Annotated in this window: 16 protein-coding genes; all 16 read left to right on the forward strand. The window is 46.9% G+C overall.

The window, feature by feature from the left end:
- The first annotated feature begins 31 nt into the window (after positions 1 to 31).
- The 16 genes from yfmF (at position 32) to miaB (ending at position 17177) form a co-directional block, all read left to right on the forward strand.
- The gene (gene yfmF / locus BTR1S_RS13990) at positions 32 to 1312 is read left to right on the forward strand and encodes an EF-P 5-aminopentanol modification-associated protein YfmF (protein ID WP_006638107.1); all 1281 of its coding nucleotides are present in this window, start codon (positions 32 to 34) and stop codon (positions 1310 to 1312) included.
- Positions 1309 to 2595 (forward strand): EF-P 5-aminopentanol modification-associated protein YfmH, encoded by a 1287-nt coding sequence (gene yfmH, locus BTR1S_RS13995; protein WP_006638106.1) that lies wholly within the window; start codon positions 1309 to 1311, stop codon positions 2593 to 2595. Before yfmF ends, yfmH begins: the two co-directional genes overlap by 4 nt.
- 67 nt (positions 2596 to 2662) lie before the next feature.
- On the forward strand, positions 2663 to 3394 hold the full coding sequence (ymfI, locus tag BTR1S_RS14000; protein WP_006638105.1) for an elongation factor P 5-aminopentanone reductase: 732 nt from the start codon (positions 2663 to 2665) through the stop codon (positions 3392 to 3394).
- Between the two features lie 69 nt (positions 3395 to 3463).
- The gene (locus BTR1S_RS14005) at positions 3464 to 3721 is read left to right on the forward strand and encodes a DUF3243 domain-containing protein (RefSeq protein ID WP_006638104.1); all 258 of its coding nucleotides are present in this window, start codon (positions 3464 to 3466) and stop codon (positions 3719 to 3721) included.
- Positions 3722 to 3984: 263 nt separating this feature from the next.
- Positions 3985 to 4776, forward strand: coding sequence for a YmfK family protein (locus tag BTR1S_RS14010; protein ID WP_006638103.1), 792 nt, complete (start codon positions 3985 to 3987; stop codon positions 4774 to 4776).
- 17 nt (positions 4777 to 4793) lie between these two features.
- Positions 4794 to 5702, forward strand: a complete 909-nt coding sequence (locus BTR1S_RS14015) for a helix-turn-helix domain-containing protein (protein ID WP_006638102.1) — start codon at positions 4794 to 4796, stop codon at positions 5700 to 5702.
- A gap of 61 nt (positions 5703 to 5763) precedes the next feature.
- Positions 5764 to 6345 carry a CDP-diacylglycerol--glycerol-3-phosphate 3-phosphatidyltransferase gene (gene pgsA, locus BTR1S_RS14020; protein WP_006638101.1) on the forward strand — a complete coding sequence of 194 codons (582 nt, stop codon included), beginning with the start codon at positions 5764 to 5766 and terminating at the stop codon, positions 6343 to 6345.
- A gap of 20 nt (positions 6346 to 6365) precedes the next feature.
- The gene (locus BTR1S_RS14025) at positions 6366 to 7616 is read left to right on the forward strand and encodes a competence/damage-inducible protein A (RefSeq protein ID WP_006638100.1); all 1251 of its coding nucleotides are present in this window, start codon (positions 6366 to 6368) and stop codon (positions 7614 to 7616) included.
- Positions 7617 to 7797: 181 nt separating this feature from the next.
- The gene (gene recA, locus BTR1S_RS14030; RefSeq protein ID WP_006638099.1) at positions 7798 to 8844 is read left to right on the forward strand and encodes a recombinase RecA; all 1047 of its coding nucleotides are present in this window, start codon (positions 7798 to 7800) and stop codon (positions 8842 to 8844) included.
- A 378-nt stretch (positions 8845 to 9222) separates the two neighbouring features.
- Positions 9223 to 10782: a ribonuclease Y gene (rny, locus tag BTR1S_RS14035; protein ID WP_006638098.1), complete on the forward strand. Its 1560-nt coding sequence runs from the start codon at positions 9223 to 9225 to the stop codon at positions 10780 to 10782.
- A gap of 87 nt (positions 10783 to 10869) precedes the next feature.
- On the forward strand, positions 10870 to 11667 hold the full coding sequence (gene ymdB, locus BTR1S_RS14040; protein ID WP_029419115.1) for a 2',3'-cyclic-nucleotide 2'-phosphodiesterase: 798 nt from the start codon (positions 10870 to 10872) through the stop codon (positions 11665 to 11667).
- 202 nt (positions 11668 to 11869) lie between these two features.
- Entirely contained in the window at positions 11870 to 12130 is a 261-nt protein-coding gene (gene spoVS, locus BTR1S_RS14045) for a stage V sporulation protein SpoVS (RefSeq protein WP_003181955.1), read from the forward strand.
- Positions 12131 to 12231: 101 nt separating this feature from the next.
- Positions 12232 to 13152 carry a dipeptidase gene (locus BTR1S_RS14050; RefSeq protein WP_029419116.1) on the forward strand — a complete coding sequence of 307 codons (921 nt, stop codon included), beginning with the start codon at positions 12232 to 12234 and terminating at the stop codon, positions 13150 to 13152.
- Positions 13153 to 13276: 124 nt separating this feature from the next.
- The gene (gene tdh, locus BTR1S_RS14055; protein WP_029419117.1) at positions 13277 to 14320 is read left to right on the forward strand and encodes an L-threonine 3-dehydrogenase; all 1044 of its coding nucleotides are present in this window, start codon (positions 13277 to 13279) and stop codon (positions 14318 to 14320) included.
- 15 nt (positions 14321 to 14335) lie between these two features.
- Complete coding sequence (locus BTR1S_RS14060; protein ID WP_006638094.1) at positions 14336 to 15511, forward strand: glycine C-acetyltransferase; 1176 nt, start codon at positions 14336 to 14338, stop codon at positions 15509 to 15511.
- Between the two features lie 136 nt (positions 15512 to 15647).
- Entirely contained in the window at positions 15648 to 17177 is a 1530-nt protein-coding gene (gene miaB, locus BTR1S_RS14065; protein WP_029419118.1) for a tRNA (N6-isopentenyl adenosine(37)-C2)-methylthiotransferase MiaB, read from the forward strand.

Here is a 17177-nt window from a genome sequence, read left to right on the forward strand (position 1 = left end):
ATAATATAAACAAGGACGAAGGAGGTTCTTTATGACATACCTTAATGAAATAAAGGGAAAACACCGGGGACTGACAACTCATATTGTGAAAACGGAAAAGTTTAAAACCGTTTCGATCATTTTTAAAATGCTTGCCCCTTTAACAAAAGAAGATGTGACAAAACGGGCTCTCTTTCCTCATGTGCTCCTGCGGGGAACGAGCAGACACCCCAAAACAGCCGAGCTCAGAACGTACCTTGACGAGCTTTACGGCACTTCGGTGTCAGCGGATCTTTCCAAAAAAGGGGAGCAGCATGTCATCACATTCCGGCTGGATATCGCCAATGAAAAATATTTAAAGGATCAGACACCCCTTCTGGAAAAAGGCTTGGAGCTTCTTTCGGACATCATGTTTTCTCCTGCGCTGAAAGACGGCGCTTTTGATTCATTGTACGTTTCTCAGGAAAAACGGACGTTGAAGCAGAGGATCCAGGCTGTATACAACGATAAAATGCGCTACTCCAATCTGAGGCTCATTCAGGAAATGTGCAAAGATGAGCCGTATTCCCTGCATGTAAACGGGGAGCTTGAGGATGTGGAAGCCATCACTCCTGAAAGCCTGTATGAAGCTTACACAAAAGCGATCAACGAAGATCAGCTCGATTTATACATCGTTGGGGATGTGGATGCCGGCCAGGTTGACCAATACATTTCATCTTATTTCAACGCGGCTGAAAGAGAGGCGAAGCCTGCAGCCGATATTCAGCGCGGCCTTGCCCCCGAGCCACGGGAAGTCATTGAAGATGCCGATGTCAAGCAGGGAAAGCTGAACATGGGCTTTCGGACCAATACGTATTTTACAGATGAAGATTACCCGGCTTTACAGCTGTTTAACGGTCTGTTCGGCGGCTTTTCCCATTCCAAGCTGTTTATCAATGTCCGGGAAAAAGCAAGCCTCGCCTATTATGCGGCTTCAAGAATCGAAAGCTTTAAAGGGCTTTTAATGGTCATGTCCGGTATTGAAGTCGGCAATTATCAAAAAGCTGTCGATATTATTCGCGAACAGTTTCAAGAAATGAAAAAAGGCAATTTTACGGAAGAGGCAATCAGCCAGACGAAAGCGGTCATCAAAAATCAAATTCTTGAAACGCTTGACACGCCTTACGGCTTAGTCGAATTCATTTATCAGCAGGCCGCCGCCCGAACCGAGTATTCTTTGGAAGAATGGCTCGACCGCATTGACAGCGTCACAAAGGACGATATTATCGAAGTCGGAAAGAAAATCGAATTGGATACAACGTACTTTCTGAAAGGGACGGAGGGAGCATCTTGACGAAAACGATCGAATTTGACCAGCTTAAGGAAACGCTATACTATGAAAAAATGCCCGGCGGGCTTGATGTCTATGTTCTTCCGAAAGAAGGCTTTAACAAGACATATGCAGTATTTACGACAAAGTACGGCTCGATTGACAACCAGTTCGTTCCGCTCGGAAAACAAGATATGGTCCGCGTGCCTGACGGGATCGCACACTTCTTGGAGCATAAGCTGTTTGAAAAAGCCGACGGAGATGTATTTCAGCAGTTCAGCAAGCAGGGGGCGTCAGCCAATGCTTTTACCTCCTTTACAAGAACGGCGTATCTTTTTTCAAGCACATCAAACGTAGAAGAAAATTTAGAAACGCTCGTCAACTTTGTGCAGGATCCTTATTTTACGGAAAAAACGGTTGAAAAAGAAAAAGGCATTATCGGCCAGGAAATCAATATGTACGACGATAATCCGGATTGGCGCCTTTTCTTCGGTTTGATCGAAAATATGTATAAAGAACACCCTGTGCGGATCGACATCGCCGGGACGATTGAAAGTATCTCACACATTACAAAGGATCTTTTGTATGAATGTTATGAGACGTTCTATCATCCGAGCAATATGCTGCTGTTTGTCGTCGGTCCGGTAGATCCTGAAGCGATCATCCGCCAGGTCCGGGAAAATCAGCAGAACAAGCCGTATACAGACCAGCCGGAAATCGTCCGCAAAGAAGTCAGCGAGCCTGCGGCCGTCCATCAAAAAGAGCAGGAAATCAAAATGAATGTCCAAAGCTCGAAATGCTTAGTCGGTCTGAAAAGCATCAATCCGACCAACACGGGCGGCGCCCTTTTAAAGCATGAGCTCACCATGAACCTGATTCTCGAGTGTCTGTTCGGCAAAAGCTCGGCCGATTATGAACGGATTTATGAAAAAGGCTACATTGATGAGACATTCAGCTATGACTACACCGAAGAGCACGGCTTTGGCTTCGTTTCTGTCGGCGGGGATACGCCTGAACCTGATAAGCTGGCCGACGAGCTGAAGCAAGTGCTGTTTAAGGCGAAAGAGACGATCACGGCCGAAAAATTGGAGCTGGCAAGAAAGAAAAAAATCGGCAATTTCTTAAAATCGATGAACTCGCCTGAGTACATTGCCAATCAATTTACACGATACGCCTTTTTGGAGACGAGTCTATTTGATATCGTCACCGTCCTTGAATCGATTACCCTCGAGGATGTTCAGCAGATCATCGAAGAAGAAATAGAAGAAGACCGAATCACCGTCTGCAAAGTCGTTCCAAAATCGTGAAACACCGGGAAGTTCAGCGTGAGCAAAATGCACGCTGGACCTTTCTTTTTTTGAGGAGGGGTATACAATGGCAAAACAGGCTCTTGTGACAGGAGCTAGCGGGGGAATCGGCCAAAGCATATGCGAAAAGCTCGCGCAAAGCGGCTTTGATTTGTTCCTCCACTACAACACAAATGAACAAGCAGCCATTGCTTTAAGCAAAAGGCTGTCAGATACATACGGTGTTCAAACGGACATCATCCAAAGCGATCTGTCCGCTCCGGACGGCGCCGCGGCGGTTTCCGATTATATCGGCGGGCGGGCGCTTGACGCCATTATTTTAAACAGCGGGCAAAGCTTCCGCGGGCTTGTGACAGACATGTCGAATGGGGAGGTTCAAGACATGGTTCAGCTGCACGTATCCAGCCCGTTTCTGTTGACGAGGAACCTTTTGCCGGCCATGGTCAGCAGAAAAGCCGGCGCGATTGTCGCGATCAGTTCCATTTGGGGGGAGGCCGGGGCTTCCTGCGAGGTGCTGTACAGTATGACGAAGGGCGCGCAAAATTCGTTTGTCAAAGCTCTCGCTAAAGAGCTTGCACCGAGCGGCATCAGAGTTAACGCTGTTTCCCCAGGTGCCGTCAAAACAAATATGATGGCCGGATTTTCAAAAGAAGAAGAGGAGATGATAGCGGAGGACATCCCGATGGGCAGACTCGCAAAGCCGGGAGAGGTCGCAGACGCCGTCCAGTTTTTGCTTTCAGAAAAAGCATCTTATATTACCGGCCAGATTTTATCGGTAAACGGAGGCTGGCATTGTTAAAAACATGTATAGTTTATGATCCCGCCGAGAATAATAAGCCTGTAACTTTAAGAGAATGGAGGGCCTGATATGTCCGTACTGGATAATTGGGATCAGTGGAAAAACTTCTTGGGCGACCGCCTGAACTATGCCCAGGAAAAAGGAATGTCAAACGAAACCATTTCAGATCTTGCTTATGAGATCGGAGATTATTTAGCTGGTGAGGTAGATTCAAAAAACCATCAGGAAAGAGTGCTTGCAGATCTTTGGAGCGTAGCTTCGGAAGAGGAGCAGCGCGCCATTGCGAACGTGATGGTCAAGCTTGTTGAAAACAACAGCTCACATTAAGGAGAGAGTGTGTTCACTCTCTCTTTTTTATAGGTTTGAATGTCGGGTTTCTTTGCGGACTGGTCGCTTTTTTCTGTTTGCCGAAGAGGTTTGAAGGGTAAAAAGGGGGCAGAAGGGCCGATTTCAGCGCCCGTTTTTTCCCGATTTTGGGAAACGGACGTTTTTCTTATTTAATCACACATTCTGCTTTCTAATTAAGGCAAAATGCTTTATGATAAAGGAAGGTAAATTTTTGCCACGATGATGGGTAGGGAGGTTATCATTTGGCAAAGCTCGAATGGTATTTAGAATATGAAATCCAAGTCAACCGTCCCGGACTTCTGGGAGATATATCCTCTTTGCTAGGGATGCTATCGATCAATATTGTCACAATTAACGGCGTTGATACTTCGAGAAGGGGCCTTTTGCTAAAATGCCGTCATATAGATCAGATCAAACGCCTTGAATCCATTTTAAACACGATGGAAACGATTAAAGTTACAAAGCTGAGGGAGCCTAAATTGAGGGATCGCCTCGCTGTAAGGCACGGCCGCTACATCCAGCGGGATGCCGATGATAAAAAAACGTTCCGCTTTGAACGCGCCGAGCTCGGGCTGCTTGTCGATTTTATGGCTGAACTGTTTAAAAAAGACGGCCATAAGCTGATCGGAATTCGGGGGATGCCCCGTGTCGGCAAGACGGAATCGATCGTCGCTTCGAGCGTCTGTGCCAGCAAAAGATGGCTTTTTGTGTCTTCGACGCTTCTGAAGCAAACGATCAGGAGCCAGCTGGTTGCAGATGAATACAACACGGAAAACGTCTTTATTTTGGACGGGATTGTCTCGACGAGAAGGGGATCTGAGCGCCATTTGCAGCTCGTCAGTGAAATTATGCGCCTGCCCGCGACAAAAGTTGTCGAACACCCGGATATTTTTGTTCAAAATACGGAATATACGATGGATGATTTCGATTACATTATCGAATTGCGTAACAGCCCTGATGAGGTGATTACATATGAACATGCCGAAGAACCGCAGATGTTTGACCATACGGGTTTTTCAGGCTTTGATTTTTAAAATGGAAGGTGTTTGTTGTGACTGAACTAGGAAATCGGCTGAAAGAAGCCAGAGAGGAAAAAGGGATGTCGTTAGACGATCTTCAGGCTGCCACGAAAATCCAAAAAAGATATTTGACTGCGCTTGAAGAAGGGAACTATGACATTATTCCGGGAAAGTTTTATGTAAGAGCTTTTATTAAACAGTACGCGGAAGCTGTCGGGTTAAACTCGGAAAATCTGTTCGAAGAATTCAAAAAGGATATCCCTGACTCCTACAATGATGAGGTTTCTGATAAGCTTTCTTCGATCAAGCCGCAGAGGGAGCTTCCCAAGTCTGCCTCCAAAGCGCTTGAGCTTTTGCCTACATTGCTTGTCTCAGCCGGCGTTATTGTCGTGATTGCGATCATTTACGTCATCGTTCAGGCTGTGATCGGAGGAGGAAATCAAAATTCCGCCGACCAGACGAAAACAGAGGAGACGCAAAGCAAGTACGACGTCTCCAAGGATTCACCGCTGACGAAGGAAAATCAAAAAAGCGGGGATAACGAAAAAGCCGCGGACAAAGACAAAAAAGAAAACGGTGATGATGAGCAGGCCGATGAGAAAAAAGAGTTGAACATCAAGACCGTAAGCAGCCAGGGCAGCTCGACCACCTATGAAGTATCGGGAGCTGATAAGCTTGAGCTTGAGGTGAAAACGACTGGAGACTCCTGGGTAAGGGTGCAGGATGCGAAAGGAAACTCTCTTAAAGAAGGAACGATGAAAAAAGGGGAGACCTTTCAAAAAAATATAACCGACCAGGATCAGATTGATTTGCGGATCGGATATGCACCGGGTGTGGAAATTAAAATCAACGGCAAGGTTCTTTCCTATGAACTTGATCCGAAGAATGTGATGACACAAAATATAACGATTCAAAATAAAAAGGAGGAAAAGTCATCTTAATGCCCGGATGACTTTTTCTTTCGTCCATCAGCAATAATACGATACATATGGAGGCAACTTTATGTTTAACTTACCGAATAAAATTACGCTTTCGAGAATCGCCTTAATTCCTATTTTCATGATCATCATGCTTGTTCCGTTTCAGTGGGGATCGCTTTCTTTCGGAAACGAATCGATTCCGGTCGCACATCTGATCGGCGCCCTTCTGTTTATTTTCGCATCTGTTACCGATTGGGTCGACGGTTATTATGCGAGAAAGCTGAATCTTGTGACGAACTTCGGGAAATTTCTTGATCCGCTTGCAGACAAATTGCTCGTATCCACGGCTTTGATCATTTTGGTTCATTACCATCTGGCGCCGGCATGGATGGCGATCGTCATTATCAGCCGGGAATTCGCTGTGACAGGACTCCGCCTTGTTCTTGCAGGGACAGGGGAAGTCGTGGCGGCGAATATGCTTGGAAAAGTGAAAACATGGGCACAGATCATCGCCATTTCAGCGCTTCTCCTGCACAATCTGCCATTTGAGCTCGTCTCGTTCCCGTTTGGCTCTCTGGCATTATGGGTGGCCGTCTTTTTCACCGTCGTATCCGGATGGGATTATTTCGCTAAGAACTGGGACGCTTTAAAAACATCGAACTAAACATTAGGGAAGTGGAAAACATGAAACTGGAAAGAAAAGCTGAAATCATTGCCGTCGGTTCAGAGCTTTTGCTTGGGCAAATTGCCAATACGAACGCGCAGTTTATCAGCAAGCAGCTCGCGGAAATCGGCATCAATGTTTTTTATCATACAGCGGTTGGAGACAATCCCGAACGCTTGAAGCAAGTGATTAAAACCGCGCAGGAAAGGTCTGATTTCATCATCTTTTCCGGCGGGCTCGGGCCGACGAAAGACGATTTGACAAAAGAAACGATCGCCGAGGTCGTCGGACGTCCGCTTCAGCTTGATGAAGAAGCCTTTCAATCGATTGAGGATTATTTCAAAAAAACGAACCGCACGATGTCACCGAACAATCGGAAGCAGGCACTGATCCTCGAAGGGTCTGATGTATTGCCAAACCGGTTCGGCATGGCCCCGGGGATGCTTTTGGAGCATGAATCCCGCTTTTACATGCTTCTTCCCGGACCTCCGAAAGAGCTGAACCCAATGTTTGAAAACGAAGCGAAGCCGCTCATTCTTGAAAAACTGGGCTCAAAGGAAAAAATCGTCTCAAGGGTGCTTCGGTTCTTCGGAATCGGAGAATCCCAGCTTGAAACGGATTTGGAAGACCTTATTGACGCTCAGACTAACCCGACGATCGCGCCTTTGGCGGCCGATGGGGAAGTGACCCTCAGGCTGACGGCCAAACACGCGGATCCGGCTGAGACGGAACGCCTTCTTAAAGAAACGGAAGACCGGATTTTAGAGCGTGTTGGGGAGTTCTTTTACGGATATGACGATACTTCGCTTGTTGAAGAGCTTGCGAAAGCCTGCGTCCGCAAAGGGATGACGCTGTCTGCCGCGGAAAGCTTTACAGGCGGGCTGTTTTCGAGCTGGCTGACGGAGCTCAGCGGAGCCTCCGAATATTTCAGAGGAGGAGCCGTCTGCTACACAAACGAATTGAAAGTTTCAGCGGCAGGAGTTTCCGAAGAAACGCTGAACCGCTTCGGAGCCGTCAGCGCGGAATGCGCGAAGGAGCTCGCAGCAGGCATCAGAAACAAAACCGGAAGCGACATCGGCATCAGCTTTACCGGAGTAGCCGGTCCGAATACGCAGGAAGGCCATCCCGCAGGAAAGGTATTTATCGGGGTCTCTGTGAACGGCAAAGCAGAAGAGGTGCATGAATTCATGTTTGCCGGCTCCAGATCCGCGGTCAGGAAGCGTTCCGCCAAATACGGCTGCCATCTGCTGCTGAATGTGCTGGGAAAATAAGCGATAATATCTTTTTCGGAGAATCTTCCTTTTAAAAAAGACCGCTTTATCCTATGAGATCATATTTTTATCGTTTAAAACCCGTCAAAAAAATCGAATATGCGTTCGCTTTTTTCTTGGCAAATCAGTGCAAACAAGGTATAGTAGATATAGCGGAAGTGATAAAGGAGGAAAAAATAGAATGAGTGATCGTCAGGCAGCCTTAGACATGGCGCTTAAACAAATAGAAAAACAGTTTGGTAAAGGTTCGATTATGAAACTGGGCGAACAGACTGAAACAAGAATTTCAACTGTACCGAGCGGTTCTTTAGCGCTCGATGCAGCCCTCGGTGTGGGCGGATATCCGCGCGGAAGGATTATTGAAGTATACGGTCCTGAAAGCTCTGGTAAAACGACGGTGGCTCTTCATGCGATTGCCGAAGTTCAACAGCAGGGCGGACAGGCTGCGTTCATAGACGCCGAACACGCGCTGGACCCCGTTTACGCGCAAAAATTAGGTGTCAACATTGACGAGCTGCTGCTGTCCCAGCCTGATACGGGAGAACAGGCGCTTGAAATTGCGGAAGCGCTTGTCAGAAGCGGAGCCGTTGATATCGTTGTCATCGACTCGGTTGCTGCGCTCGTGCCGAAAGCGGAAATCGAAGGAGACATGGGAGATTCTCATGTCGGCCTGCAGGCCAGACTGATGTCCCAGGCGCTGCGGAAGCTTTCCGGAGCCATCAATAAATCGAAAACCATCGCGATCTTTATTAACCAGATCCGCGAAAAAGTCGGTGTAATGTTTGGTAATCCGGAGACGACTCCGGGCGGAAGAGCCTTGAAGTTCTATTCTTCTGTGCGCCTTGAAGTGCGCCGAGCCGAACAGCTTAAACAAGGCAATGATGTCATGGGGAACAAGACGAAAATTAAAGTCGTGAAAAACAAAGTGGCCCCTCCTTTCCGGACAGCCGAAGTGGACATTATGTACGGCGAAGGAATCTCAAAAGAAGGGGAGATCATCGACCTTGGAACAGAGCTTGACATCGTGCAAAAAAGCGGTGCATGGTACTCCTACCAGGATGAACGTCTTGGACAGGGCCGCGAAAATGCGAAGCAGTTCCTGAAAGAAAACAAAGACGTGCTTCTGATGATCCAGGAGCAGATCAGGGAGCATTATGGATTGGATGATGCCGGCAGTCAGGCTCCTAAAGGTGATGACGAAGAAATCCAGGAAGAACTCGAATTTTAATATTAAGGCCGCCGATGGATCGGCGGCCTTTTCTTCAGCTTTTTGCTGAGGCACCGATTCCCCCGCCACTTAAAAAAACGCTCCGACAGCTGCCCGCGCCGAAGCTCCTCTTCCATTTTCAGCGGTTTGAAGCGCCATAAGCGGCGAATATCTTTTGAAACGTTAAGACCGTAAGCTTGACAAGTATTTCCCACACAATTACAATGAAATTGTATCACTTGTTTTTCTTAACATGATTGATAAACATTTAAACTTGACAAGGGCTGTGAAGCTTCTTCATTCCCTGTGAAGGTTCTGTATGTTGAGAAGAAAGTACAATGTACATGCCGACACTTACTTTTAGCAAGAAACAAGTTCATAGCAAGAGGAGGTGAAAGTATGAGTCCTTTAACAATTCTCATCTCCATTTTGCTGAGCCTATTCTGTTTAGTTGTTGGCTACTATGTTCGTAAAATCATTGCCGAAGCAAAAATTTCAGGTGCGCGGAATGCAGCCGAACAAATTCTTGGAGACGCAAAGCGGGATGCTGAAGCGTTGAAAAAAGAAGCCCTTCTTGAAGCAAAGGACGAGATTCATACGCTTCGGATAGAAGCTGAACAAGAAGTTCGTGAAAGACGAAATGAGCTTCAAAAACAAGAAAACCGTTTACTTCAAAAGGAAGAAAACCTTGATCGAAAAGATGAATCGTTAGATAAACGGGAAGCGATGTTGGAGAAGAAAGATCATTCTCTGAATGAACGACAACAACATATTGAAGAGATGGAAAGCAAAGTGGATGACATGATTCGTATGCAGCAGTCGGAATTGGAGCGTATTTCAAGTCTGACTCGTGATGAAGCGAAGCAAATCATTCTGGAACGGGTTGAAAATGAGCTTTCCCATGACATCGCGATCATGATGAAAGAAACTGAAAATCGTGCGAAAGAAGAGGCTGATAAAAAAGCGAAAAATATTCTTTCATTGGCTTTACAGCGCTGTGCGGCTGATCATGTGGCTGAGACAACGGTTTCAGTTGTCAACCTTCCAAATGATGAGATGAAAGGCCGTATTATCGGACGTGAAGGAAGGAACATCCGTACACTGGAAACATTGACGGGAATCGATCTTATCATTGACGATACGCCGGAAGCCGTTATCCTTTCAGGATTTGATCCGATCAGGCGCGAAACAGCTAGGATCGCTCTTGATAAACTCGTTCAGGATGGCCGCATTCATCCTGCCAGAATCGAAGAAATGGTTGAGAAATCCCGCCGTGAAGTCGATGATTATATTCGCGAAATGGGTGAACAGACGACATTTGAGGTCGGAGTCCACGGTCTTCATCCCGATTTAATCAAAATTCTCGGCCGTTTGAAGTTCAGAACAAGCTATGGACAGAATGTGTTAAAGCATTCTATGGAAGTGGCATTTCTGACAGGCCTAATGGCTGCAGAGCTTGGAGAAGACGTAACGCTCGCCAAAAGAGCAGGGCTTCTTCATGACATCGGGAAAGCGATTGACCATGAGGTGGAAGGAAGCCATGTCGAAATCGGTGTGGAACTGGCCACCAAGTATAAAGAGCACCCTGTCGTCATCAACAGTATCGCATCACACCACGGAGATCAGGAGCCGACTTCCATCATCGCCGTTCTCGTGGCCGCAGCCGATGCGCTGTCAGCCGCAAGACCTGGCGCAAGAAGCGAAACGCTCGAAAATTACATTCGCAGGCTTGAAAAGCTGGAGGAAATCTCTGAATCGTATGAGGGTGTTGAAAAGTCGTTTGCGATACAGGCCGGACGGGAAGTGCGGATCATGGTAAAACCAGACTCCATTAACGATCTTGAAGCCCATCGTTTGGCGCGGGAAATTCGAAAACGAATTGAGGACGAGCTTGACTACCCTGGACATATTAAAGTAACGGTGATCAGGGAAACGAGAGCCGTTGAATACGCAAAATAAAGTGGTGCGAACGCATCACTTTATTTTTTTGTTTTCTTGTGTAACACTATTAACAACACCTATTTTATAAAAAGAAAGGGTCAAAACATGAGAATTTTATTTGTTGGAGATGTCGTCGGTTCGCCCGGCAGAGAGATGATCAACAACTATTTGCCAAAACTGAAACTGAAATATAAACCCCATGCCGTCATCGTAAACGGTGAAAACGCGGCGCACGGGAAGGGCATTACCGAAAAAATATATCATCAGATCATTCAGGCGGGCGCAGATGTCATTACAATGGGAAATCATACATGGGATAAAAGGGAAATCTTTGATTTTATTGATGATGCTCCACAGATCATAAGGCCCGCCAATTTTCCTAAAGGAACGCCTGGCAGAGGCATCGCATACATAAAAACAAGCGGCGCTAAGGAGCTTGCCGTGATCAATTTGCAGGGCCGGACATTTTTGCCTCCAATCGACTGTCCATTTGAAAAAGCGGATGAACTGATTAAAGAGGCTTCTAAACGAACGCCGTTTATTTTTATCGATATGCATGCCGAAGCGACGAGCGAAAAGCAGGCGATCGGCTGGTATACGGACGGACGGGTTTCAGCCGTAGTCGGAACGCATACACATGTACAGACCGCCGACAACCGCATCCTCCCAAAAGGAACGGCTTACATCACCGACGTCGGGATGACTGGCCCGTATGACGGCATTCTCGGTATGGAACGGGAGACGATTATCAAACGGTTTAAAACAAGCCTGCCGGTCAGGTTTGAAGTCGCGGAAGGCCGCACGACGCTGAGCGCCGTCGTGATCGATATAGACGAACAAAGCAAAAAAGCCGTTAAAATTGACCGTGTACTGATCAATGACGACCACATGTTTTTTGAATAGCTGAACCTGAAAATCACTTTAGAAAAATATTAAAAAGAAAGCAGGAATATCCCGGTCCTATAGTGAATATAGTAAAAATGGAAGGTACCCTGCTATTTTTGAAAAGCAATTAAAAGGGGATGGCTTTTGAAATAGCAATATCTAATAATGATTGTTCTAATGAACACTCACTTATCCATTGTAAATTTAAGGGGGAGCAGGAATGGAAATATTAAAGGTTTCAGCAAAATCAAATCCAAACTCGGTTGCAGGTGCGTTGGCGGGAGTTTTGCGAGAACGAGGGGCTGCAGAAATTCAAGCGATCGGAGCCGGAGCATTGAATCAGGCTGTAAAAGCGGTCGCGATTGCCAGGGGATTTGTGGCGCCAAGCGGCGTCGATCTGATTTGTATTCCGGCGTTTACGGACATTCAAATTGATGGCGAAGAACGGACGGCGATCAAGCTCATTGTAGAACCTCGCTGATAGAAAAAGAATGTACCTATTTCATATGCTTCAACCTGCTTACATATGTAAGCGGGTTGTTTTTGATTTTGGCAGGAAATTTGCCATGGGAGGGGATCTGCTTGAATATTTTTGATGCCCATTCAGACTTGCTTTGGAAGCTTTGGAAACATCCGAAGCTTGATGAATACAGCGATCCTTCGCTGCAAACCCCGGTCAGTGCGCTTTTAAGCGGAAAGACAAAGATCCAGTGCCTTGCGATTTTTCTCCCCGATTCTGTTCCTGCAAATGTGCGCCTCGAAATGGCGCTCGTCCAAATTCAGCTGTTCCATGAAAAAATCGCAAAATATGAACGAATCAAACTGGTCAAAAGCAAAGCAGATATTGATTCTCTTGCTATCGATGAAACCGGAATCATCTTAACGATGGAAGGCTGTGAACCGATATCCAAAAACCTGAGGCTGTTTGATATCTTTTTTCAGCTCGGCGTCAGAAGCTTCGGCCTGACATGGAACTGGGCGAACGCTTTCGCCGACGGCGCCTTGGAAGAGCGAAATGCCGGCCTTACGCAATGGGGAAAAAAATTGATCAGCATCGCCAACCGGAACAGGGCATGGATAGATGTGTCCCACCTCTCAGAAAAAAGCTTCTGGGATGCCATTTCACTTGCGGCATATCCGATCGCTTCCCATTCGAATGCACACAGTCTTTGCCCCCATCCAAGGAATTTAAGAGATGATCAGATCAAAGCGCTGATTGACAAAAACGGTGTGATCGGCATTACATTCTTTCCTGAATTTGTAAAAGGCAAGGGTACGCCCTCAATAAAAGATATTCTGTCTCACATTGATCATGTCTGCTCGCTGGGCGGTGAACGGCATATCGGATTCGGGTCCGATTTTGACGGGATTGACAAGATGATTCCGGGTCTGGAAGCCCATAAGGATTACGCTAATTTGATCGACGCTTTGGAGTGCCATTATTCGTCAAAACAAGTCAGACGGTTTCTCTACGAAAATTTCATTACACACATTCCTTTTTAAAAAATAGTTCAATTTTTTTCAGAGGGTGTTCAGATGTCCTCCTCACATGTACAGACTTATTTACCAATATGGAAAATCGTGCTACAATCCTTTTGTAAAGCGATTTTTCGAAGGGGGTCTGTTCATCATGAGCGGAAAAATGAAAGCGCTTATCAAGAAGCCGGGGGAGCCGGGAGCCGTTTGCGATCTTGTTCCGATTCCGGAAATCGGCAAACATGAAGTGCTGATTAAAGTCAAAGCCGCATCGATTTGCGGAACTGATGTTCATATCTATCATTGGGATGAATGGGCGAAACAAAGAGTAAAACCGCCCTATGTATTCGGCCACGAATTTTCGGGTGAAGTCGCAGCAGTCGGGGAACATGTCACATCTGTGAAAGAGGGTGACACCGTATCCGCGGAAACGCACATCGTCTGCGGAAGGTGCGTTCCTTGTCTGACGGGGAAAAAGCATGTGTGCAGCAATACGATGATCCTCGGAGTGGATACAGAAGGATGTTTCGCCGAATATGTGAAGGTTCCCGCAGAAAACATCTGGAAAAATCCGCCGGGGATGCCTGATGATCTCGCTTCTATTCAAGAGCCGCTCGGAAATGCCGTACACACCGTGCTGTCAGGAATCACGGCAGGAGCGAAAACCGCCATTGTCGGCTGTGGACCGATTGGCTTAATGGCCGTTGCCGTTGCTAAAGCAGCCGGTGCTTCACAGGTGATTGCCATCGATAAAAACGAGTACAGGCTTGACCTTGCTGTACAGATGGGGGCAACGGAGACAATTTCAATTGAAAAAGATGATCCGCTCAAAAATGTAAGCGCTTTAACAGGCGGATGGGGTGCAGACCTTGTTTGCGAGATGTCAGGCCATCCCACGGCGATCCGCCAAAGCCTAAAAATGGCGGCCAATGGAGGAAGGGTCCATATATTAAGCCTGCCTGAGCATCCGGTATGCATTGACATGACCAATGACATTGTCTTTAAAGGTCTTACGGTTCAAGGCATCACCGGAAGGAAAATGTTTGAAACATGGAGGCAGGTCTCCGAACTGCTTCATACCGAAACCATTCAGATCAGGCCTGTCATCACTCATCATTTTTCTCTTGAAGAGTTTGAAAAAGGTTTTGATCTTATGAGGGAAGGGCAGTGCGGCAAAGTCGTATTGATACCATAGAGAGGAGAGGTTGATATGAAAGAATTCGCGTTTTTACAAAAAGAGCTCGAAACGATGAAGGAAAACGGAACTTTTCAAGAGCTGCCGAAGATCGAATCGGCTCAAGGCCCGACTGTCAGAATGAAGGGGAGAGACATCATTCAGCTGTCCTCCAACAATTATCTTGGACTTACTTCACATCCGCGTCTTAAAAAAGCGGCAGCTGAAGCAGCCGCACAATTTGGGGCGGGAACCGGTTCAGTCCGGACCATTGCCGGCACGTTTGCGATGCATGATGAACTCGAAAAAAAACTGGCCGCCTTTAAAAAAACAGAAGCGGCGCTCGTTTTTCAGTCCGGTTTCACGGCCAATCAAGGCATCCTCTCCAGCATCCTGACAAAAGACGATATCGTCATATCAGATGAGCTCAACCATGCCTCTATCATCGACGGGATCAGACTGACCAAAGCGGGGCGGAAAGTATATCAACACGCGAATATGGAAGACTTGGAAAAGATATTGAAAAAATCAATGAATTACAGAACCCGCCTCATCGTCACAGACGGAGTGTTTTCCATGGACGGAGACATCGCCCCGCTTCCGGAGATTGTCAGACTCGCAGAACAATACGATGCATTTGTCATGGTCGACGACGCTCATGCATCAGGCGTACTCGGGGAAAACGGCCGCGGGACGGTTCATCATTTCGGCCTTGACGGAAAGGTGCACATCCAGGTCGGCACCCTCAGCAAAGCGATCGGCGTCTTGGGGGGATATGCCGCCGGTTCAAACGTGTTGATCGACTATTTAAAACATAAAGGCCGCCCGTTTCTGTTCAGCACCTCGCATCCGCCGGCAGTCACCGCGGCATGCATTGAAGCGGTCAATGTGCTGATGGAAGAGTCTTCACTCATCAAACGGCTTTGGGATAACACGGCATATTTCAAAAAAGGACTCGAAAAAATCGGTCTGCCGCTCATTCAAAGCGAGACGCCGATCACACCGGTCTTAATCGGCGATGAAGCGGAAACATGCCGATTCTCAGCCGTGCTTTTTGAGCTTGGCGTATTTGCCCAGGCGATCGTATTTCCGACCGTTCCGAAAGGCAAGGCGCGAATCAGAACGATCATGACGGCGGAGCATACAAAAGAAGAGCTTGACAGAGCGCTTGACATCATCGAAACCGGCGCCCGAAAAACGGGTTTGCTTTAAGCTCTGCTAAAAAAACAAAGCAAATTACCATTGATAATCATTTTCAGTTAGTGTACAATGATGGGTTCTGGGTTGTGCTGACAGCCGAGAACCTTTATACTGTAGTGTGGAACTTTGTTTGAAAGGAGAAAAAAACATGAATGAGAAACAGCGAACCGAAAGCGGACAGGTCAATCCATCGGACAAAAAATCCGAGAAGGATTACAGCAAATATTTTGAAGCTGTTTATGTTCCGCCTTCCTTAAAAGATGCAAAAAAACGCGGCAAAGAAGAAGTTAAATACCATAAGGATTTTAAAATATCAGAGCAGTACAAAGGCATGGGGGAAGGGCGCAAGTTTTACATCCGCACATACGGCTGCCAGATGAATGAACACGATACAGAAGTGATGGCGGGTATTTTCATGGCGCTCGGATATGAACCGACCGACTCGACAGAAGACGCCAACGTCATTTTGCTGAACACGTGTGCGATCCGAGAAAACGCGGAAAATAAAGTGTTTGGTGAAATCGGCCATTTAAAGGCATTGAAAATGAATAATCCCGATGTGATCCTCGGTGTTTGCGGCTGTATGTCACAGGAAGAATCAGTCGTCAACCGGATTTTAAAGAAACATCCGTTCGTTGATCTGATTTTCGGTACACACAATATCCACCGCCTCCCAGAGCTTTTGTCAGAAGCGTATCTGTCGAAAGAAATGGTGGTTGAAGTGTGGTCAAAAGAAGGTGACGTCATCGAAAACCTTCCGAAAGTCCGCCACGGCAAAATCAAGGGATGGGTCAACATCATGTACGGCTGCGACAAGTTCTGCACATACTGCATCGTACCGTACACAAGAGGAAAAGAGCGCAGCAGACGTCCCGAGGATATTATTCAGGAAGTGAGAAGGCTTGCGGCTGAAGGCTACAAGGAGATCACGCTCCTCGGCCAAAACGTCAATGCCTATGGAAAAGATTTTGAGGACATGGAATACGGACTTGGCCATCTGATGGATGAGCTCCACAAAATCGATATTCCGAGAATCCGTTTTACAACCAGCCACCCGCGCGACTTTGACGACCATCTGATCGAAGTGCTTGCAAAAGGCGGGAACCTCTTGGACCACATCCATCTGCCTGTCCAGTCCGGAAGCTCGGAAGTCTTGAAGCTGATGGCGCGTAAATACGACCGGGAACGCTATCTTGAGCTTGTCGGCAAAATTAAAAAAGCGATGCCGAATGCTTCTTTAACAACGGATATTATCGTCGGCTTCCCGAACGAAACGGAAGAGCAGTTTGAAGAAACACTGTCATTGTACAAGGAAGTTGAGTTTGACAGCGCCTATACGTTCATTTACTCTCCTCGTGAAGGAACGCCTGCCGCGAAGATGAGAGACAATGTTCCCATGAGGGTCAAAAAAGAGCGCCTCCAGCGCTTGAATGACCTTGTCAACGAAATTTCCGCCAAAAAAATGAAGGAATACGAGGGGCAGGTTGTCGAAGTATTAGTAGAGGGTGAAAGTAAAAACAACCCTGATATTCTTGCCGGCTATACACGTAAAAACAAGCTTGTGAACTTCAAAGGGCCTAAAGAAGCGATCGGCCAGCTTGTCAACGTGAAAATCCACCAGGCGAAAACATGGTCGCTTGACGGAGAAATGGTGGGAGAAGCAATCGAGGTGAAATAA

Source organism: Bacillus sonorensis NBRC 101234 = KCTC 13918 (assembly GCF_001592005.1).
GTDB lineage: Bacteria > Bacillota > Bacilli > Bacillales > Bacillaceae > Bacillus > Bacillus sonorensis.